This is a genomic window from Streptomyces coeruleoprunus (assembly GCF_039542925.1).
GTDB lineage: Bacteria > Actinomycetota > Actinomycetes > Streptomycetales > Streptomycetaceae > Streptomyces > Streptomyces coeruleoprunus.
In genome coordinates this window covers 2291046-2310572 of sequence record NZ_BAABIT010000001.1, presented here as the reverse complement: position 1 = coordinate 2310572, position 19527 = coordinate 2291046, and the positions used below count along the sequence as shown (strand labels likewise).

Here is a 19527-nt window from a genome sequence, read left to right as displayed (position 1 = left end):
CCGCACTGTCGGCTTCCGCGTCCGGGGCGGCGTCCGCCCCGAAGCTCCCGATACGCGGCGGCGGCCGCCGCCCCGCCCGCGTACGCCCCTACTCGCTCACCGGCGGCCGCACCCGCTTCGGCCACGTGCTGCTCGTCGAGACGTTCGTCGCCGCGCTCGCGGCACCGGCCGACGGCGGCCGCAAGGAACTGCCGAACGGCGGCCTCGGCGCCCGCCTCATGCCCGAGATGCGCGCCATCGTCGAGGTGTGCCGGCGGATGCGTACCGTCGCCGAGATCTCGGCGCTGCTGAGGATGCCGCTGGGAGTCGTCCGGGTGCTGCTCAGCGACCTCGCCGACCAGGGAAAGATCCGTGTGTACGGGACCGGTCACGGCACCGGCCAGCCCGATCGCGCGCTGCTCGAAAGGGTGCTGGGTGGACTCCGCCGTCTCTGACTCCGCCTTCTCCGGCTCCGTCGTCTCCGACTCTCCTGCCTCCGGCGGCTTCCCCGTCCTCCAGCCGGAGGAGGAGGCGCAGGCCTGGCAGCTCGACCACACGCGGGCCCCGATCGCGACCAAGGTGGTCGTCGCGGGCGGTTTCGGCGTCGGCAAGACGACCTTCGTCTCGTCCGTCTCCGAGATCACGCCGCTGCAGACCGAAGCCCTGATGACGCAGGCGAGCGCGGGCACCGACGACCTCTCCGCGACGCCGGAGAAGCTCACCACCACGGTCGCCATGGACTTCGGGCGCATCACGCTCGACGACGACCTGGTGCTGTACGTCTTCGGCACGCCCGGCCAGCAGCGCTTCTGGTTCATGTGGGACGACCTGGTGCGCGGTGCCATCGGCGCCGTCGTCATGGCCGACACGCGCCGGCTCACCGACTGCTTCCCCGCGCTGGACTACTTCGAGAGCTGCGGCCTGCCGTACGTCGTGGCGGTCAACCACTTCGAGGGCACCGAGCGGTTCGAGGCCGAGGACGTGCGCGAAGCGCTCACCGTGCCGCCCGACGTACCGGTGGTGATCATGGATGCGCGCAGCCGGATCACCGTGATCGAGTCGCTGCTGGCGCTGGTCGCGCGGGCCCTCGAGACCACCCCCGAGTAACCGAGTCAGACAGAGGAAAGAGGTCCCCCTCGGTGCGCAAGATACTCATCGTCGGAGCCGGCCAGTCCGGTCTCCAGCTCGCCCTCGGACTCCAGTCGCGGGGGTACGAGGTCACCCTGATGTCGAACCGTACGGCGGACGAGGTCAGGTATGGACGTGTCATGTCCACGCAGTGCATGTTCGACATGGCGCTCCAGCACGAGCGGGACCTCGGCATCAACTTCTGGGAGTCCCAGGCCCCGCGCATCGAAGGTCTCGGCGTCTCCGTCGCCGGGCCCGACGGGAGCCGCCCGATCGACTGGGTCGGACGGCTCGACGGGTACGCGCAGTCCGTCGACCAGCGGGTGAAGATGGCCGGCTGGCTCGACACGTTCGCCCAGCGCGGCGGCCAGCTGGTCGTCCACGGCGCCGCGGTGTCCGACCTGGACTACTTCTCGCGGACGTACGACCTGGTGCTGGTCGCCGCGGGCAAGGGCGAGCTGGTCTCGATGTTCGAGCGGGACGCCGAGCGCTCCGTGTACAGCGAGCCGCAGCGGGCGCTGGCCGTGTCGTACGTGCACGGGCTCGGGCCGCGCCCGGAGCACCCCGAGTTCGACGCGGTGCGCTGCAACCTGGTGCCGGGTGTCGGCGAACTGTTCATCATGCCGACGCTGACGACGAGCGGCCGCGCCGACATCCTCTTCTGGGAGGGCATCCCGGGCGGGCCGCTCGACGTGTTCCAGGGCGTCAAGGACCCGGCGGAGCACCTGGCGCTCACGCTGGAGCTGATGGAGCGGTTCACGCCCTGGGAGTACGCGCGGGCCACCAAGGTGGAGCTGACGGACGAGGGCGGCACGCTGGCCGGGCGGTACGCCCCGACGGTCCGCAAGCCCGTCGGCCGGCTGCCCGGAGGGGGCGTCGTCCTGGGCGTCGCGGACGTCGTCGTCGCCAACGACCCGATCACGGGCCAGGGCTCCAACTCGGCGTCCAAGTGCGCCGCGTCGTACCTGGCGTCGATCGTGGAGCACGGCGACCGGCCGTTCGACGAGGAGTGGATGCGGCAGACGTTCGAGCGCTACTGGGAGACCGCCCAGTACGTCACGAAGTGGACGAACGCCATGCTGGCACCGCCGCCGGAGCACATCCTGAACCTGATCGGCGCGGCCGGTCAGCTGCCGGCGGTGGCGAACCGTTTCGCGAACGGCTTCAACGACCCGACGGACTTCGAGTCCTACATCTTCGACCCGTCGAAGACGGCGGCGTACGTGGAGTCGGTGGCGGCGTCGTCCACCTCCTGAACTCAGCCCCTCCGGCGTTTGAGGAGCGGGGGGTTCGGGGGGCGGAGCCCCCCGATTCGGGAAGGGGCGGGGTGGGGAAAGACGCGCCGGACCCGACCCAGGGCCCCGCGCACTGCCCTCACCCCGCCTCCGCCTGCGCGTCCAACAGGGCGGCGGCCTCCGGCGGCAGCTCCGGCGGGCTGTACGACCCCAGGCTGCGGACGCCCGCGTCCGGCCTGACCGCACCCAGGACGGGGTGGGCCGCCAGCGGCGCGACCCGCACCCGCCCACCCGGGTGCGGGGCATGCACCACAAGTCCCCGCCCCAGATACAGCGCCACATGCGTGGCCTCCGGGAAGTACAGCACCAGGTCACCGGGCCGCAGCGACCGCAGCGGCACCCGCGGCAGCACCCGCCACTGCTCGCCGCTCGTGCGCGGCACCGTCCGCCCCGCCTCCGACCAGGCCCGCGAGGCCAGCCCCGAGCCGTCGAAGGCCTCGGGCCCCTCCGCCCCGGCGGCGTACGGCTTGCCGAGCTGCGCCATCGCGTAGTCCAGCGCCTCCCCGCCCAACGGCGACGGCAGACGCTCGCCGCCGCCCAGGACACCGCCGGCGAGCAGGGCGCTCTGGGCGTCCTGCGTGCGGCTGCTCTCCAGCGCGGCCAGCTCCGCCAGCTGGTCCGGCGAGAGGCCGGCGAGGACCTTCTCGGCCTGGTCGAGCCTGGACCGCGCGGTATCGCGCGCCGCCTCCCGGCGGGCGATCAGCGTCTGCTGCCGGTCCAGGGCCCGGCGCGAGGCGGTCGCCAGGGCGTCGGCCCGTTTCTCGCCGCTCGCCAGCCGGGCCACCGCCGCCGCCTGTTCGCGGGCGACCCGGCGGAACACCTGCCCCTGCTCCAGCGCCCGGTCCGCGTCCCGCGCGAACAGGAGCCGCAGGGACAGCGACAGGTCCGTACGGCCCTGGTACTGCGCCCGCGCCAGGTGCCCCGCCACGGCCCGGCTCCGGGCCAGCGCGTCGCGGGTCCGCGCCAGGTCGCCGGTCAGCTCCGCGGTCCGCGCGGCCTGCTCCTTCAGCTCCTCCTCGGCGGCGTTGTACGTCTCGCCCGCCGCCTCCGCCTCGCGGTACAGCTGCTGAAGCTTCGTCAGCAGCTCGACGATGCCCGTGGGCGCCGGTTCGGCGGCCGTCGCGGCGGGGGGCGCGGCCAGCGAGGCCACGCCGGCCACCGCGAGGGCCAGCGCGGCCGCCTTCGTCCTCGCGGCACGTCCGCCACGGAACCGTGACCCGTACCGCCCTTCTGACATTCCCTCACTCACCTTCACGGCAGAAATGATGGATCGTCAGATGAACTGATCACCCCACGGCTGGGCGATTCGGCCCAACCCGGTCACCCGGACAGGGGCAGCCCGTAGAACGTACGGCCCCGCTGGACCACCGCCGTCCGCCCGGCGGCCGACGCCGCGTACCCGGCCGTCGTCTCGCGGGCCCGCGGGTCCTGGGCCCCCGCGTCCTGGAACTTCCACAGCCGCCGGCCGTCCGCCGCCGCGAACGCCGTGACCTGCGACCCGTCCGCCACGAGCACCGTGCCCGCGCTCACCGTGACCCGGGGGACACCCCGGCCGGGCGCCGCCTCCGTCGGGCGCTGCCAGCGCGGCCTGCCCGTCGCCGGGTCCACCGCGTACACGGTCTGGGCGCGGTTCGCCACGAACAGGGTGCCCTCGTGCGGGGCCACAGGACCGAACAGGGACGCCCCCGTGAGCCGCCACAGCCGCTTGCGGCTCTCCAGGTCGTGCGCGTGCAGCTCACCGGCGCCCACCGGGGCCAGCAGCCGCCCGGCCCCGTCACCGGTCGCCGCGGCCCCCGGCCGTACGGCACCGAACGGCCGCGCCCACCGCTGCCGGCCCGTCGCCCGGTCGAACGACCGGAACAGCGCCATGCCCTTGGTGGCCGCGTTCTGCGCGACGGACACCGACAGCGGGTCCTGCGCCATCACCACCGCGTCCGGCCGCGCCACGACGACGCTGTAGCGGGGCTTGTACGGGGCGCGGCTTGGCGGCAGCGGCGTACGCCACAGCAGCGCGCGGCGCACGACGTCGAACGCGAACAGCGACGTGACCGTCCCGTGCGCGCCCGTGAACCAGACGGTCGCCCCGTCCTGGCCGGCCACGCCCACCAGCGAGACGCCCGGCACGCCGGGGATCCGGTCCCGCAGCCGCAGCCGGTGCGCGACGGCGCCGGTCGCGGCCGACAGCCACAGCAGCTCCTCGCGCCCGGCGACGAACAGGAGGTCGTCCCCGGCCGGGCGGGCCGCTTCCAAGGACGCGCCCTCCGCGCGCCTCCACAGGCGACGGCCGGTCGCGAGGTCCACGGCGGTGGCGTCCGCGTCCGAGGTGAGGACCAGCGTCCGGTCCCGCCAGACGGCGGTACGCAGCGCCTCGCCCGGCGTCTCCGGGTGCTCGTACCGCCACCGCGGCTGCGGCGCCACACCGGCGACGGAGGGCCGCGGACGTACGACGGGCTCGGCGTCGGGCACGGGCGCCGGCCCCGACCGCTCGCCCCGCAGCAGGGCCCCGGCCCCACCCCCCACCACGAGCCCGGCCGCCCCGGCGGCCACCCCGACGAACAGGGCCCGCCGCGACGGCGCCGCGGCCTCCCCCGCCGGGGGCGGGGGAGGCAGGGGGATGGGCAGCACGGAAGCCCCCGCCCCCACGGAAGGCCCCCCACCGCTCGGCACAGCCGGCAACCCGGCGGGCAGCGGCCCCGCCTGCCCACCGGCCCACGCCCCGCCCGCTGGCGTGCGCGCTCCCGCTGCTGGGGTGCTTGGGGTGTTCTGTGGACCGGCTGCGGGGGTGCTTGCGGTGTTCTGTGGACCGGCTGCTGGGGCGCTTGCGGTGTTCTGCGGACCCGCCGCGGGGGTGCTTGCGGTGCTCTGCGGACCCGCCACCGGGGTGCCCGCAGCGTCCAGGGCCTTCGTCGTCGGGGCGCCCGTGGCGCCCAAGGGTCCCGCCGTCGGTGTGCCCGCAGTGGGCAGGACCTCCGACGTCGGAGTGGTCGCGGCGTCCGACGCGGCGGCCGCCCGGAGCGCGCCGACCTCGTCCGGCTGGGACTTCAGGGCCGCCTCCAGGCGCGGGGGCAGCCAGCCGTCGCGGGCCAGGGCCGCTGCCCCCTCCAGGGCCAGAGCCGCTGCCGCCTCGCCTGCCGTCGGACGGGACTCCGGGCTCTTGGCCAGGCAGTCGGCCAGCAGCGCGCGCAGCCCCTCCGGGACCGCGCCCAGGTCCGCCTCCGCCGTGGCGATGCCCGCCGCGTCCGGCGGCAGTGGCGGGGCGCCGGTCGCCGCGTACGCCAGCAGCAGGCCCAGCACGAAGATGTCGGAGGGCGCCCCCGGCTCCTCGCCGGCCACCTGCTCCGGTGTCAGATGGCCCAGCCGTACCGACACGTGCCCGCCCGGCCCGGCCTCCACGGCCACCGCCGCGCCCAGCGCGCCGAACGCGGTGAGCCGCGGCCCGTCCGCCGCCAGCAGGACGGTGTCCGGCGCCAGCCCCCGCAGCACCGTGCCCGTCGCGTGCACCCGCGACAGCGTCTCGGCCAGCCCCGCGCCCAGCACCCGCACCGCCCGCTCCGGCAGCGGCCCGGCCAGGGCGACGGCCTCACCCAGCGTCAGCGCGGGGACGTACGCGGTCGCCGTCCACGACGTCCGCTCCGCGTCGGCCGGCTCGGGCACCCAGCCCCCTGCGAGCAGCTCCGCCGTACGCGCCTCCGCGGCGAACCGCCGCCGGAACGCCGGCAGTTCGGCGAGGTCAGGGCGCGGAACGGCCACCATGACCGTGCCCCCGCCGGGCCCCTGCGCCAGGTAGCGGACCGCGCTCGCCGACTCCCCGAACCGGGCGAACACGGCGTACGGGCCGACGTGGCGCGGATCGTCCGCGCGCAGTGGCTGGCTGGGCATCCGGAAGCTCCCCCCTGGAGGCGGCACGGTCGCCCGTGATCCTATGCCCCCGGCTCCGGCCGCCGACCGGGCGCCGACCAGGGCCACTTGAGGGTCCGCCGCTCGCGGCCGGCCGGCTCGTACTCGTACTTCCAGCCGCGCTGCAGCTTGAGGCGCTTCGTATAGCCGGAGGGGACGCGGCGGTACGCGTACACCGTGGGCGGGCCGCCGTCCTCGTCGGGGACGGGGACCTCGTACCACTTGGGCGGGTTGCCCGTGAGCCCGGTGAGCACCGGCAGGACCCGTCCGTCCAGGGGGCCGCCGTAGAAGGGCGTGTTCTCGCTTCGCACGAGCACCAGTCTCACAGCAGGTGGGCGGCCTCGCTCACGACGGGCACCACCCGGCGCGCCAGCGTCCCCACGGGGCCCTCCGCCGTCTCCAGGGCCAGCAGCCCGGTCACCACCCGGGCGGTCTCCTCGTCCGTCGCCGCGGTGGCCGCCAGCAGCGCGACGAGGTGGTCGACGAGCCAGCCGCGCAGTTCGGCGGCGGGCGGCCGCTTGCCCTCGTCCAGCCAGATCAGCGACGCGGCCTCGACCGAGGCGATCCAGGTGCGGACCATCATGCGCAGGCGCGGGCCGGGTCGCGGTACGCCGAGGTGCACGAGGATCTGCTCGGCGGCGGCCCGCCGCACCTCGTCCACGATCGCCGTCGTCCGGGACGTCTCCGCGACGCTGCCGCCCTGGAGCAGGGCGCTGAAACCGGCGTCGTGCTCGTCCACGAACGCCAGGTACCGGTCCAGGACCCGGGCCAGCCGCTCGGTGGGCGGCCCGGTCGGCGGCTCGGCGAAGCACAGCTCCAGCTCGTCGGCCGCCGAGCGCAGCGCGGCCTCGTACAGCTGCTGCTTGCCGCCGGGGAAGTAGCGGTAGACGAGCGGCCGGGACACCCCGGCGGCCTCCGCGACGTCGTCCAGCGACACGTCCTCGGGCGCGCGGTGCGCGAAGAGCGACAGGGCGGCGCCGAGGAGTTGAACGCGCCGCTCCTCGACGCTGAGCCGTCGGTACGCGGGCGTGGCGGCACTCGTCATGCCCGCAGCGTAGCTCCGCCCATCGACCGCCATCAGGGCGCCCACAGGCCACCCACCCACGCCGCCGTCCGCCGCCGTTCCACGCTGCGGGCCGCGCCGCCGTTCCGTCGTCGTGGGCTGGCGTGTCCGGTGCCGCCGTTCCGTCGTTGTGGGCTGGCGTCGCTGTGCCGCCGTTCCTCGTTGTGGGCAGTCGTTCCGCAGGGCGGAACGGGTGGGCACAACGAGGAACGGCCCCCCGGCCTGAGGGCCACCCCCCGGCGCGCGCCACGACGGTGGGTGGGTCCGGGTGCGGTCCGGGGGTCACGTGCTCAGATTGGCTCGTGCGGGGACTTGAGAGCGAGGCGTTGCTGCGTCGCCAATCCTGCGCGCGCGACCCCCGGTCCACCCCCGTCCCGTCGTCGGGCGGTTCACCGCCGGTGGGGGCGTGCCCCCGGCCCGGTCAGGCCAGGAGGCCCGAGCTGCGCCACAGCCTGCGGCCCACGCCGCGCAGCACGCCTATGTCGTCCAGGAAGTCCGTCAGGCGCCGCGCCCCCGACTGCATGACCTCCCTGCGGTGGCCGCTCGCCCGCACCTGGGCCACGGCCTCTCGGCGGTCGAGGCCGACGTTCTCGTACACCTGCGGGTTCACGAAGCACACCGAGAACACCCGCGCGGCCTCCCCGCAGCTGACGCGCGTGAACTCCTGCTCCCAGCGCGGCGCCGTCACCATCTGCCGGCGCAGCTCCTCGCGCGCGTACCGCACGTGGCGGGCCTCCTCGACCACGTGGATGCGGGTCACGCCGCGTACCAGCGGCTGGATGCGCTCGTCGGGGAAGGTGAGCCGCTGCATCCAGTCGAGGATCTCCTCGCCCAGCAGCGTCGCCGCGAACGACCCCGGGGTGGTGGATACGGTCTTCAGAACGCGCGCCATGTTGTGGTAGACGCGCGGCACGGGGTACGCCGGCGCGCCGCCCTTCTGGATCAGCTTGGCGAACATCATCGAGTGGCGGCACTCGTCCGCGATCTCCGTCAGCGCGTAGCGGACGTGGTTGCTGGTGACCGACTTGTCGTAGATGTGCCGGACGAGCAGCTGCATCAGGATGATCTCGAACCAGATCCCCAGCGAGGCGAGCGACGCCGCCTCGTGCCGGGCGAGGTCCATCCGCTGCTCCTCGGACATCCTGCGCCACAGCGGCGTGTCGTAGAGCGAGACCAGCTCCGGCGGCCAGAACCACTTGCCGTCCTCGAAGGGCGCGTCCCAGTCGAGTTCGGTCTCGGGGTCGAAGGAGTGCTTGGCGGAGGACTCCAGCAGCCGCGCGGCGACCTGCTCACGGTCCCTCAGGGGGCCGAGCGCGTCGCGCAGCAGGCGCAGGTCGGGTTCGGACACGGTCGTCATGGATGTCGCCACCTCGCAGATGAGTTGCCGGCGTTACCAGCGGTCACCCCTTATGAGACTGCGTGTCAGTAAGCCCGTCAATCCCTCCGGCGCGACTTGTTGACCCTTCGTCTAGCAAGCGGGACCCTGCCCCTCGGACCCCGCACCCACGCGAAGGAGCCGCCTGTGTCGACGTACGACCTCTACGCCAACGACCCCGGAGGGCCCCGCTGGGAGGTCCCCGCCTCGGGCGCCGCCCGCTTCTCCTGGGACTACGACGACGGCCGTGACCGGCTCCTCGCCCTCTACCAGAAGGGCAAGGACAAGCAGTGGGACGGCGCCCGCCGTATCGACTGGGACCTGGAGGTCGACCCGTACGACGCCCTCGGCACCCCGGACGAGGCGATGACCGTGTACGGCACCCGCCACTGGGCCGCGATGACCGACAAGGACAAGGGCGAGCTGCGCCGGCACTACGCCGCCTGGCAGTTCAGCCAGTTCCTCCACGGCGAGCAGGGCGCCATGATCTGCGCCGCCCGGATCATCGAGTCCGTGCCCGACCTGGACGCCAAGTTCTACTCGGCGACCCAGGCCATGGACGAGGCCCGGCACGCCGAGATCTACGGGCGGTTCCTGCACGAGAAGGTGGGGATGCTGTACCCGATCAACGACGACCTGCGCTCCCTGCTCGACGACACCCTGCGCGACTCCCGCTGGGACATGCCGTACCTCGGCATGCAGGTGCTCATCGAGGGCCTGGCGCTCGCCGCGTTCGGCATGATCCGGGACACGACGAACAAGCCGCTGCCGAAGCAGATCCTCGCGTACGTGATGCAGGACGAGGCCAGGCACGTGGCCTTCGGCAGGATGGCGCTGCGCGACTACTACCGGCAGCTCACCGACGCCGAACTGCGCGAGCGCGAGGAGTTCGTCATCGAGGGCTGCCACCTCATGCGCGACCGGCTGCGCGGCGTCGAGGTCCTGGAGAACTTCGGCATACCGCGCGGGGAGGCCGAGGAGATGTCGGAGCGGTCCGAGTTCCTGCACCTCTTCCGGAAGCTGCTGTTCAGCCGGATCGTCCCCTGCGTCAAGGACATCGGCCTGTGGGGTGCACGCCTCCAGAAGGCCTACCTGGACATGGGCGTCTTCGCCCTCGGCGATGCCGACCTCGACCTGCTGATGGCCCAGGACGAGGAGATCGCCGACCGGCTCGACCGGGAGCGCTTCGCGCGGGAGGAGGACGAGCGGGTCGCCGAGGTCGCGGACGCCATCGCGGAGGGCGCCTCCTGAGCTGGCGTACGCTGCGGGCATGACCATGCCGCCCCAGCCACCGCCGGGCCCGCCCGGCCAGAACGGTCCGTACGGCGCGAACGGCCCGTACGGGCCCCCTCCGCAGCAGGGCCCCTGGGGCCCGCAGCAGGGACCGTGGGGCGGCCCGCCGCCCATGGCCCCCGCCCCGAGGAAGAAGCGCGGGGCCCTCATAGCCGGGATCGTCGCCGGCTCCCTCGCCGTGCTCGGCGTCGTCGGGTACGGCGTCGCCAAGCTGGCCGACGCCAGCGGGGTGACCAAGGACTTCCCGGCCGCCGAGCACAAGCTGACCGTGCCCGAGACGCTGGTGGACGGGAAGTACAAGCTCGTCCAGGACATGTCCGACACCGAGGGCAAGAAGCTCACCGAGAGCGACAACGCCAACTTCCGCGTCTCGGGAGCGGCCGTCGGCCAGTACGTCGCCGTGTCGGCCGAGGGCGGCACCGCGCTGGTCGTCTCCGGCGGCTACGGGCAGTCGAAGTTCCCCGACGCCGAGCGCGCGGCCGTGCTGAAGGGCGCGGCCGACGCCCCCGGCGCCAAGACCGAGGTGCCCGCCAAGGACGTCACCCCGGCCGGCTCCGACGTCACCATCGAGTGCGCGGTGCTGTCCTCCGACACGGCGGAGGGCCGCGGCGTCTACCCGATGTGCGCCTGGGGCGACGGCAACACCGTCGCCGCCGTCGGCATCATCGACACCTCGGCCGCCACGGCCAAGCCGGAGGACGTGGACCTGGCCGCCGCGGCGAAGCTGACCCTCCAGGTGCGCCAGGAGATCCGCGTCCCGCTCAACTGACGCCCGGCGGGAAGCTCCTGGTCAGTGTGAACGCGAAGGGCGTCGGCCCGTGCTCCCGCAGGTGGAGGAGGCGCTTCTCGGCCTCCTCCACCGTCGGGCGGTGCCCCGCCTCGACCCACCACAGCGCCGCCATGGCCTCCCGCATCCGCTCGAACCACTCGTGCCGCCGCCCCAGCAGCTCGCGGTGGCGGCCCTGGTAGATGAACGCCGTCAGCGCGTCGGTGTCCCGCCACACCGACATGTTGATCATCATCCACTCGTCGCCGAAGACCCGCAGGTCCGTCGCGTCGCCGCCCTCCGTCTGCAGCCGCCACACGAACCCCGGCGCGGCGTCCGCCACCGCGTTGACCGGGTCCAGTGCGTCGACGAAGTCCTTCAACTCAGCCGAGTCCAGGGGGAATCTGAGCCGCGCTATGTTCACCTGTGCCAGTTCGTAGGAGGTCATGCGGCGCACGATAATCGCGGCCGCCCCGTTCACCCATCCCTTTCCGGGGAGCGAGACGGCGGCCACCCGCGCCCCTCCGCGGCCAGCGCCGCCTCCATCACCGAGCGGGCGATCGGGGCCGCGCTGCCGCCCCCGCTGATGTCCTCCCGCCGCGCCGACGTGTCCTCCACGACGACCGCCACCGCGACCGCCGGACGCGCCGCGTCCCGCGCCCGGGCCCAGCCGATGAACCAGGCGTACGGGGTGCCCTGGTTGCCCACGCCGTGCTGGGCGGTGCCCGTCTTGCCGCCCACCTCGGCGCCCTCGATCCGGGCGTTCCGGCCCGAGCCGCCCTCCACGACGCCCACCATCAGCTTGCGCAGCTGCGCCGCCGTCGAGGCCTTCATCGCCTGCGCGTACGCCCGGCGCGCGGTCCGGTCGACGACCCCGCCGGCCGCCGACGTCGTGGACTCCACCAGGTGCGGCTGCGCCAGCTCCCCGCCGTTGGCGACCGCCGCCGAGACCATCGCCATCTGCAGCGGGGTGGCCGCCGTGTCGTACTGGCCGATCGCGGACAGTGCCAGCTGATCCAGTGTCATGTCGGTGTCGAAGTTGGAGCGCGCCACCCCGGACGGGATGCGCAGCCCGGGGTCGTTGAAGCCGAACCGCCGTACCGCGTCGACCATCCCGGCGAGCCCCACCTTCACGCCGAGGTCGGCCATCACCGTGTTGCACGACCAGCGGATGGCGTAGGCGAGGGACGCGTCGCGGCAGCCGGTCGCCTCGTTGGGCAGCGCCGTACGGGTGCCGGGCAGGAGGTACGGGTCGGGGGTGCCCGTCGGCGCGTCGACGTCCCGGACGACCCCGGAGTCCAGCGCGGCCGCCGCCGTCACGATCTTGAACGTGGAGCCCGGCGGGTACGTCTCGCGGATCGCCCGGTTCAGCATGGGCTTCGCGGGGGCCGCGTTGAGGCGGGCCCAGGCCGTGGCGACCTCGCTGCCGGTGCCGGAGAGCACGCCCGGGTCGTACGAGGGGCTGCTCACCAGCGCCAGGACGCGGCCGGTCGACGGCTCGACGGCGACGACCGCGCCGCGCCGCCCGGCCAGGCCGCGGTAGGCGGCCTGCTGGAGGGCGGGCTCGATGGTGGTGACGACGTTGCCGCCGGGCTGCCGGGTGCGGCTGATGTCGTTCCAGAAGGGCAGCGGGGCGAGCAGCGGGCTCGTCCCGGACAGGATGCCGTCCTCCGCGTTCTCGACGAGCGTCGTGCCGTACGTCTGCGAGGCGTAGCCCGTGACGGGCGCGTAGAGGGGGCCGTCGGTGTAGGTGCGCTCGTAGCGCAGGAGCTGCCCGGTGTCCTTCGAGGCGGTGACGGGCTCGCCGGCGACGAGGATGTTGCCGCGCGGCTCGGCGTAGCGGGCCAGCACGGGGCGGCGGTTGGCCGCGTTGTCACCGAGCCGGTCCGCCTGGAAGACCTGGACGCGAGCCGCGTTCACGAGCAGGGCGACCAGCAGGACCAGGCAGAGCGCGGCGGCGCGGCGGATGGTGCGGCTCCCCCCGGTGCGGGCGAGGTCCAGGTCCTGGGGCAGGGTCACCGGGCCTCCTCCCGCTGCGGCAGGGGGGTGGTGAGGGTGTCGATGCCGAGGGTGTCGGGCGGGGGCGCGGGGGCGCGGGCCGAGTCGCTGAGCCGGATGAGCAGCGCCACGATGATCCAGTTGGTGACGACGGACGAGCCGCCCTGCGCGAGGAACGGCATCGCCATGCCGGTGAGCGGGATGAGCCCCATCACGCCGCCCGCGATGACGAACACCTGGAGCGCCAGGATCGACGCCAGGCCGATCGCCAGGAGCCGGCCGAACGCGTCGCGCAGGGCCAGGCCGGAGCGGTAGCCGCGGCCGACGAGCAGCGCGTACAGCAGGAAGATCGCCGTCAGCCCGACCAGGCCCAGCTCCTCGCCCGCGGTGGCCAGGATGAAGTCGGACTTGGCGGCGAACCCGATGAGCGTCGAGTGCCCGAGTCCGAGCCCCACGCCGAACATCCCGCCGGCGGCGAACGCGAACAGCGACTGCGCGAGCTGCCCCGGGCCCCGCCCCGCCTCGATCGACGCGAACGGGTGCAGCCAGTCCTCGACGCGGCCGTTGACGTGCGGTTCGAGCGAGCCGACCACGAACGCGCCGATCCCGGCGAGCACCATGCCGACCGCGATCCAGCCGGTCCGCCCCGTCGCCACGTACAGCAGGATCACGAACAGCCCGAAGAACAGCAGCGACGTGCCGAGGTCCCGCTCCAGGATCAGCACGCCCACGCTGAGCAGCCAGATCGCCACGATCGGCCCGAGGACACGGCCGGCCGGGAGCCGCAGCCCCCACATCCGCCGCCCGGTGTGCGCGAGGGCCGTGCGGTTGGCGGCGAGGTACGCGGCGAAGAACACCGCGAGCAGGACCTTGGCGAACTCGCCGGGCTGGAAGGACAGTCCGCCGATCCGGATCCAGATCTTCGCCCCGTTCACGGCGGGGAAGAAGATCGGCGCGCTGAGCAGCGCGAGGGCCGCGGCCACGGACACGTACGCGTACCGCTGGAGGAGCCGATGGTCGTGCAGGCACACCACGACGACCGCGAACAGCGCCACCCCGACCGCGGACCAGACGAGCTGCGTGGGCGCCGCCCGGTCGGCGGGCGTCTCCAGGTCGAGGCGGTAGATCAGGACGAGGCCGAGGCCGTTGAGGAGGACCGCGATCGGCAGGAGCAGCGGGTCGGCGTACGGGGCGCGCACCCGGACTGCCAGGTGCGCCAGCAGTGCGAGGAGCCCGAGGCCCGCGCCGTAGCCGGCGACGTCCGGGGGGACGGCGCCGCTGTGGGCGAGCCCGACGTCGGCGTAGCCGTAGACGGAGAAGACGACGGCGCACAGGAGGAGCGACAGCTCGACACCACGCCGTCTCGGAAGGCGCACGCGGGGCGGCGGCGGAGGGTCCGGCGTGGTCGCGGTCATGGACCGCAACGTAGCAAGACGTGGGCGTTATGTCCCTTATGTCATGGTGATGTCATGGCGCGGCCGGACGCGGGTCACGGTGCCGCCGCGTCCCGCTCCTCCTCGCCGCCGAGCTCCACGTACTCCGGAAGCGTCAGCCGGGCCTCCGCCCCGCCGTCCGGGGCGTTGGCGAAGACCAGCTCCGCGCCGATCACCGACGCCTGGCCCTTCGCGATGGTCAGCCCCAGCCCGTGCCCCTTGCTGCCGCTCTCCGTGCGGAACCGCTGCGGCCCGTGCTCCAGCAGATAGTCCGGATACCCCGCACCGTGGTCACGGACGGTCACCACCGGTCCGTCCACGGTCAGTTCGACCGGCGCTTCGCCGTGCCGGTGCGCGTTGGCCAGCAGATTGCCCAGCACCCGCTCCAGCCGCCGCCGGTCGGTCTCGACCTGCGCGTCCCGCACGATCCGCACCGCCGTCTCCGTCCCGGAGGCCCGCACCACGCGCTCGGCCAGCGGACCCAGCGCGTACACGTCCAGGTCCACCGTCTCGCTGCGCGTGTCCAGCCGCGAGATCTCCAGCAGATCCTCCGTCAGCGCCCGCATCGCCCGCACCCGGTCCTGCACCAGCTCCGACGGCCGGCCCGGCGGCAGCAGCTCCGCCGCCGCCGAAAGCCCCGTCAACGGTGTCCGCAGCTCGTGCGCCACGTCCGCGGTGAACCGCTGCTCGCTCAGCAGCTTGCCCTGCAGCGACGACGCCATCGTGTCCAGCGCCCCCGACACCGTCGCCACCTCGTCCTCCGGCCGCGACGGGTCCTTCGTGCGCGGATCGTTGACCCGCGCGTCCAGATCGCCCGCGCTGATCCGCCGCGCCACCTGCGCCGTCAGATGCAGCCGCCGCGTCACCCGGGTCACCGCGAACGAGCCGACCAGCAGCGTCGCCCCGATCGCCAGCACCGCCGAGCCCAGGATCGCCTGGTCCAGGCCGCTGATCGTCCGGGCGCTCAACGAGTAGTCCACGCGCACGGCAAGCGCCCGCCCGTCCGCCGGACCCGCCGCCCACATCGTGGGCCGCCCCTCGTAGTCCGCCACCATCGTGCCCCGGCTGCCCCGCGTCGCCAGGTCCCGCAGCGACTTCGGCAGGCCGACCGGGTCCACGCCCGCGAACGGCGGCAGCGGATCGCCCGCCTCGTACGCCCGCGTCACGTCCTCCAGCCGGGACAGCGCCTTCTCCCGCGCCGTGTCCACGGTCTGCCGGGTCACCGATACGTGCACCAGCGCGCCCAGCAGCGCCGCCAGCGCACAGCACATGAACGTGATGAAGCACGCGGCCTTCCAGGTGAGGGTCGCCGTCCAGGCGGGCAGGCGGGGCCTGCGCGGCCGGGGCGGGAGGAGTCCCTGGACGCGGCGCGGCCGGGCAGGCGCGTGCGGCCTCCCGGGGAACGTACGGTCCTCGCCCGCCGATGGCTCCCTGCTCATTCCACACTCTCCTGCGGCGCGCTCATCTGCGGCGCGCTCTCCCGCGGCTGGGGATGCGCCGACGGCGAGGGCGACGCCGGCGGGGCCGGCTTCACGCGGATGATCTCGTCCCGCGTCGGCAGCATCGTCCGCTGCTGCGCGTCCCACGACCACGCCGTGCGGTACTCGTAGCCCGGGATGCCCGCCGACACCACCCGTACGATCAGGTCCTTGCCCGCCAGATCCACGCTGACGACCTGCTCGGCGGTCGACATGATCCGGGTCAGCCCGCCGCCCTCCGGCATGTAGCAGCGCAGGGCCACCGACTGCTCCGGCATGGTGATGGCGAGGATCAGCTCGTCCTTGCCGTCCCCCGTCAGGTCCCGGTAGTAGGGCTTCAGCACCGGACACGCCTTCGGCTTGTCCTTGCAGTCCATGATCTGCCGCGCCGTCTCCTCGTAGAGCCCGTCCCCGCCGCTGTACTCGTCGGGGGACGCCTTCACCTCGGCCTGCACGACCGCGACCGGATCCAGCGCACGGACGTCGCCCCCCGGCAGGCGGATGCCCGGGACGCGCTCGGTGTCGTTCTCGCCGTAGTCGATCGGCGGATTGGTCACGGGCGGCAGGTCGGGCCACAGCCGGACCGGCCCGACGGCGGTCGGCGTCGCGCCCGCGCTCTTCAGCTCCCCCGCGTTGCCGCAGCCCGCCAGGGACAGCGAGGCGGCGATCGCCGCCAGGGGCAGCGCAAGGACCGCGTACGCGGCGCGGCTGCGTGGGCTCACGGTGCTTCGTCGCTCCTGTCCGGATGGTGGTGTCGTCCCTGCGGCGGCCGCTCCCGGAGGTCCGCCGCACGTGGTCAGACGAAGCTCACGCCGTTCGGTTGCCCCGCACTTCGGGTTGCGCCCCAAACGATATGCGGTGGCAGGTGCTGCGCACCGGTGCGCTCGGGTGGGCCGGGGGCCGTGGTCTCCGGGAGGCGCGAGCCGCGTGAGCCGCCCGGCCCGGTGCTCGGGGGCCCCGGGATCGCCCTCAGCCCCCGGCGTCCGTCCGGCCGCGCCGCAGCATCGCGAAGCCCAGCCCCGCGGCGCCCGTCACGGCCACGCCGCCCGCCGCCACCAGCAGCGTGGTGCGGTCGCGGGCGGTCCCGACGTCCTCGGCCGCGAAGGACGCGGCCGCCGGGGCCGGCAGGTCGTCGGCGATGGCCCGGGCGGCGGGCGCGAGCAGCGCACCGCCGAGCACCACCGTGACGGCGGCGCCGCGCAGCGGGCCGGGGCGGCGAGGTGAGGTCATGACCGCAACGTTAGGCCGCCGGCGTTGCGGCACCCCCTCAGCTGTGTAACAGCGAGCCATAGCCCGCCACGCGATGGTGTTACCACCACGGCCTCGCGGCGCCGGGCGCACCGAGAGGCGTCCACGCCTCCTGCGGCCCCGCGGCCGCCCGCACTCACCGCAGGTCGTGGCCCTGGGCGCGGTCGGCGGCGCCCAGAGCGGTGCGGCAGAGGTCCAACAGCCGCTCGTCGTCGTGGATGTCGTGGTCGCCGGACACCCCGGCCGATACGTTGTGCCGCCGGGAACGGGCGAGCTCGGCCCGCAGCAGGGGAGCGGCGTCCACCGCGGCCGGACCCAGCTCCGCGAAGCACTCGGCGATCGTCACCCTGGTGTGACGGTTCTCCCGCCACGCGGCAGCCAGTACGGGAAGCCCCTCACCGAGGCCGCCGGTCACCCGGCACAGCGCCGCCGCCGCGTCCACGCGCAGCCACAGGTCCGGGGCCGTCAGGCAGGCCCGCAGCTCCGGCGCCGCCGCCGCGGCCGCACCGCCCACCGCGCCGACGGCCCAGGCGGCCGACCGCCGGTTGTGGACGTCCGGCGCCAGCAGCAGCGACCGCAGCCTCGGCAGGACGGCACCCGCGTCGCCCTCGATCGCCCACAGGGCCCGCGCCGCTGCCGTCACCGTCCCGGCCGACGCGTCCTCCAGCAGCGGCCGTACGTCCGGCGCGGCCTCCCAGGCCGCCGGCCCGAACGCGGCCACCGCGCGCAGCGCCGACTCCAGCACCCACTCGCGGCGGAACGGCGGCGCCCCGCGCAGCACCCGCAACACCTCCGGCAGCGCCTCCACCGCTCTCAGCCGCGCCAGCGCCAGCAGCAACGGCCCCGCCTGCTCGCCCAGGTCGTTGTCGAGCGGCAGCCCGGCCAGCCGCCGCCGCAGCGCCGGGACGAGCGGCGCCCCGGCCTCCGCCAGATGCGGAAGGGCGTACAGCAGCTTGGTGTTCGGCTCCGGCTCCTCCAGGGCCCGGCCCAGCGCCGGCACGGCCCGCGCGTCCCCCGCCCGGGCCAGGGCGAGCAGCGCACTGGCCGACCCCGGCCGCCCGCCCGCCCACTCCGGCGCCCACGGCTCGGGCTCCACGGCCACGCGCTCGGCCAGCGCGTCCGCCGCCGGCCGGGCCAGCGCGAACAGCCCCTCCAGCCAGCTCACCGCCGCGTCCTGGAGGCGCGGCTCGGGGTCGGCCAGCTGCGCGCCCACCAGGCGCACCACCTCGTCGTACGCCCCGCGCCAGTTGCGCACGAGGCCGCCGCACATCCAGATCGCGTCCGTCCGCTGGGCGCAGTCCGGGCTGCGCAACTGCGCGGTGATCAGCGCGATCCGGTCGTCGACCCGGTCGTCCAGGGCGCTGTGGAGGGTACGCAGGAGATCGTCCGCCCAGGCGGTGCCGCGCCCGGCCCGCTGCTCCTCGCGCGCCTCCCGCAACTGCCCGACGAGCGTGGGTCCCAGCGGATTGGACCCGGACGCGGTGGACGCCCCCGTCGGTCCGGGCGGATCGGCCGAAGTGACCGGATTACTCCCGTCCACCGGACCCGTACCGGTACGGGAACCGCTCGACGGGCCGGAGGGACTCGCCGGTGCCATCGAATCCCGTACTTCTGACGCATGCCACGAGTTGGCCGAATTCCACAGGGTGACGGCGGCGTTCAGGTCCGATCGGTCCGCTCTGTCACCATCGCCGCCGACCCCGCGGTCCACCGCCCCCGCCGCCCGCAGCTCCACCAGGAGCCCCGTCACCGTCGCCACGACGTCCCGCGGCAGCCGCGCCGGAGCGCACCGCGCCAGCTGCGCCAGTGCCGCGAGCCGCAGCGCCGGATCCTGCGCCGCGCCGGAGAGCCAGCCCAGCCAGCCCACCGTCTCGTCGCGCAGCGACTCGTACCGCAGCGCGATCCGCCCCACCGCCTCCACCAGCGCCAACCGCACCTCGGTGTCCGTCTCCACGGTGAGCCGTTCCCGCAGCAGCTCCAGGACCCGCACGGGGTCGCCGTGCAGCGACGCGAGCGCCCCGGGCGCGGCGAGCCGCACCTCCCGGTCGTCGTCGCCGACCAGCCCCAGGAACACGTCGGCGCCCGCGGCGACGGCCGCCGAGGCCATGGCGTAGTTGGCCGCGTCCTCGAACTCCTCGTCGTCGGGGTCCAGTTCCTGCAGCTCGTCGTCGCCCGCCAGGTCGATGCCGCCGATGCTGGCCAGCAACTCGACGATGCAGCCCCGGTCCTGGACCTCCGGACACGCCACGAGCTCCAGCAGGAACGGGATGCAGGCGAGCGTCGCGTCGTACACATCGCCCTGGTGGTGCACGGCGCCGTACATCCCGTCCAGCGCCGCCTCGCGCTCGACCGGGTCCTTGGAGGCGAGCCCGCGCAGCAGCGCGGGCACGTCGTCGGCAGGACCGTAGGCATGACCCAGCGAGGCCCAGTCGACCTCGTCGATCCCTGTGAACATGCCTTCCCTCCCCGTGAACACTGCACTTGGGGGCAATAGTGCACCACACCGTCCCCGGCGATGCCCCGGCAATCGGACACGCCCAGGACACGCCTTGGACACGTGTCGACGCACCCCTG

At 74.4% G+C, this 19527-nt stretch carries 17 protein-coding genes; 5 read left to right on the top strand and 12 right to left on the bottom strand.

Going from position 1 to position 19527, the window contains the following annotated elements:
* The first annotated feature begins 5 nt into the window (after positions 1-5).
* The 3 genes from ABEB09_RS09735 to ABEB09_RS09725 are packed head-to-tail and all read left to right on the top strand — an operon-like array spanning position 6 to position 2363.
* Complete coding sequence (locus ABEB09_RS09735) at positions 6-434, top strand: DUF742 domain-containing protein (protein ID WP_345693889.1); 429 nt, start codon at positions 6-8, stop codon at positions 432-434.
* Positions 415-1086 (top strand): GTP-binding protein, encoded by a 672-nt coding sequence (locus ABEB09_RS09730; RefSeq protein WP_345689135.1) that lies wholly within the window; start codon positions 415-417, stop codon positions 1084-1086. Before ABEB09_RS09735 ends, ABEB09_RS09730 begins: the two co-directional genes overlap by 20 nt.
* Before the next feature lie 32 nt (positions 1087-1118).
* Positions 1119-2363 (top strand): styrene monooxygenase/indole monooxygenase family protein, encoded by a 1245-nt coding sequence (locus ABEB09_RS09725; RefSeq protein WP_345689133.1) that lies wholly within the window; start codon positions 1119-1121, stop codon positions 2361-2363.
* Between the two features lie 118 nt (positions 2364-2481).
* Here the strand turns inward: ABEB09_RS09725 and ABEB09_RS09720 are convergent, their stop codons facing one another.
* The 5 genes from ABEB09_RS09720 to ABEB09_RS09700 all read right to left on the bottom strand — a co-directional run bounded on the left by ABEB09_RS09720 (position 2482) and on the right by ABEB09_RS09700 (position 8719).
* Complete coding sequence (locus ABEB09_RS09720; protein WP_345689131.1) at positions 2482-3639, bottom strand: C40 family peptidase; 1158 nt, start codon at positions 3637-3639, stop codon at positions 2482-2484.
* A gap of 83 nt (positions 3640-3722) precedes the next feature.
* A complete protein-coding gene (locus tag ABEB09_RS09715; RefSeq protein WP_345689129.1) occupies positions 3723-6281 on the bottom strand; it encodes an outer membrane protein assembly factor BamB family protein in 2559 nt (852 codons plus the stop codon).
* Between the two features lie 41 nt (positions 6282-6322).
* A complete protein-coding gene (locus tag ABEB09_RS09710) occupies positions 6323-6610 on the bottom strand; it encodes a hypothetical protein (RefSeq protein WP_345689127.1) in 288 nt (95 codons plus the stop codon).
* 11 nt (positions 6611-6621) lie between these two features.
* On the bottom strand, positions 6622-7344 hold the full coding sequence (locus ABEB09_RS09705; protein WP_345689125.1) for a TetR/AcrR family transcriptional regulator: 723 nt from the start codon (positions 7342-7344) through the stop codon (positions 6622-6624).
* A 439-nt stretch (positions 7345-7783) separates the two neighbouring features.
* On the bottom strand, positions 7784-8719 hold the full coding sequence (locus tag ABEB09_RS09700) for an AurF N-oxygenase family protein (protein ID WP_345689123.1): 936 nt from the start codon (positions 8717-8719) through the stop codon (positions 7784-7786).
* A 165-nt stretch (positions 8720-8884) separates the two neighbouring features.
* Here ABEB09_RS09700 and ABEB09_RS09695 point away from each other — a divergent pair, with 165 nt between their 5' ends.
* Together ABEB09_RS09695 and ABEB09_RS09690 are read left to right on the top strand one after the other, a co-directional pair.
* Positions 8885-9988, top strand: a complete 1104-nt coding sequence (locus ABEB09_RS09695) for a ferritin-like domain-containing protein (RefSeq protein WP_345689121.1) — start codon at positions 8885-8887, stop codon at positions 9986-9988.
* Positions 9989-10007: 19 nt separating this feature from the next.
* Complete coding sequence (locus ABEB09_RS09690) at positions 10008-10799, top strand: hypothetical protein (RefSeq protein ID WP_345689119.1); 792 nt, start codon at positions 10008-10010, stop codon at positions 10797-10799.
* Here the strand turns inward: ABEB09_RS09690 and ABEB09_RS09685 are convergent.
* The 7 genes from ABEB09_RS09685 to ABEB09_RS09655 form a co-directional block, all read right to left on the bottom strand.
* Positions 10792-11244 carry a DUF3291 domain-containing protein gene (locus ABEB09_RS09685; RefSeq protein ID WP_345689117.1) on the bottom strand — a complete coding sequence of 151 codons (453 nt, stop codon included), beginning with the start codon at positions 11242-11244 and terminating at the stop codon, positions 10792-10794. The two genes, ABEB09_RS09690 and ABEB09_RS09685, sit on opposite strands and share 8 nt — an antisense overlap.
* Before the next feature lie 29 nt (positions 11245-11273).
* Positions 11274-12815: a penicillin-binding transpeptidase domain-containing protein gene (locus ABEB09_RS09680; protein ID WP_345689115.1), complete on the bottom strand. Its 1542-nt coding sequence runs from the start codon at positions 12813-12815 to the stop codon at positions 11274-11276.
* Entirely contained in the window at positions 12812-14209 is a 1398-nt protein-coding gene (locus tag ABEB09_RS09675) for an FtsW/RodA/SpoVE family cell cycle protein (protein WP_345689113.1), read from the bottom strand. Before ABEB09_RS09675 ends, ABEB09_RS09680 begins: the two co-directional genes overlap by 4 nt.
* A gap of 74 nt (positions 14210-14283) precedes the next feature.
* A complete protein-coding gene (locus ABEB09_RS09670) occupies positions 14284-15666 on the bottom strand; it encodes an ATP-binding protein (protein WP_345689111.1) in 1383 nt (460 codons plus the stop codon).
* A complete protein-coding gene (locus ABEB09_RS09665; RefSeq protein ID WP_345689109.1) occupies positions 15663-16427 on the bottom strand; it encodes a hypothetical protein in 765 nt (254 codons plus the stop codon). The genes ABEB09_RS09670 and ABEB09_RS09665 overlap by 4 nt, the downstream gene beginning before the upstream one ends.
* A 247-nt stretch (positions 16428-16674) precedes the next feature.
* Positions 16675-16935: a hypothetical protein gene (locus ABEB09_RS09660; RefSeq protein WP_345689107.1), complete on the bottom strand. Its 261-nt coding sequence runs from the start codon at positions 16933-16935 to the stop codon at positions 16675-16677.
* Between the two features lie 154 nt (positions 16936-17089).
* Complete coding sequence (locus tag ABEB09_RS09655) at positions 17090-19408, bottom strand: PBS lyase (RefSeq protein WP_345689105.1); 2319 nt, start codon at positions 19406-19408, stop codon at positions 17090-17092.
* Positions 19409-19527: the final 119 nt, after the last annotated feature.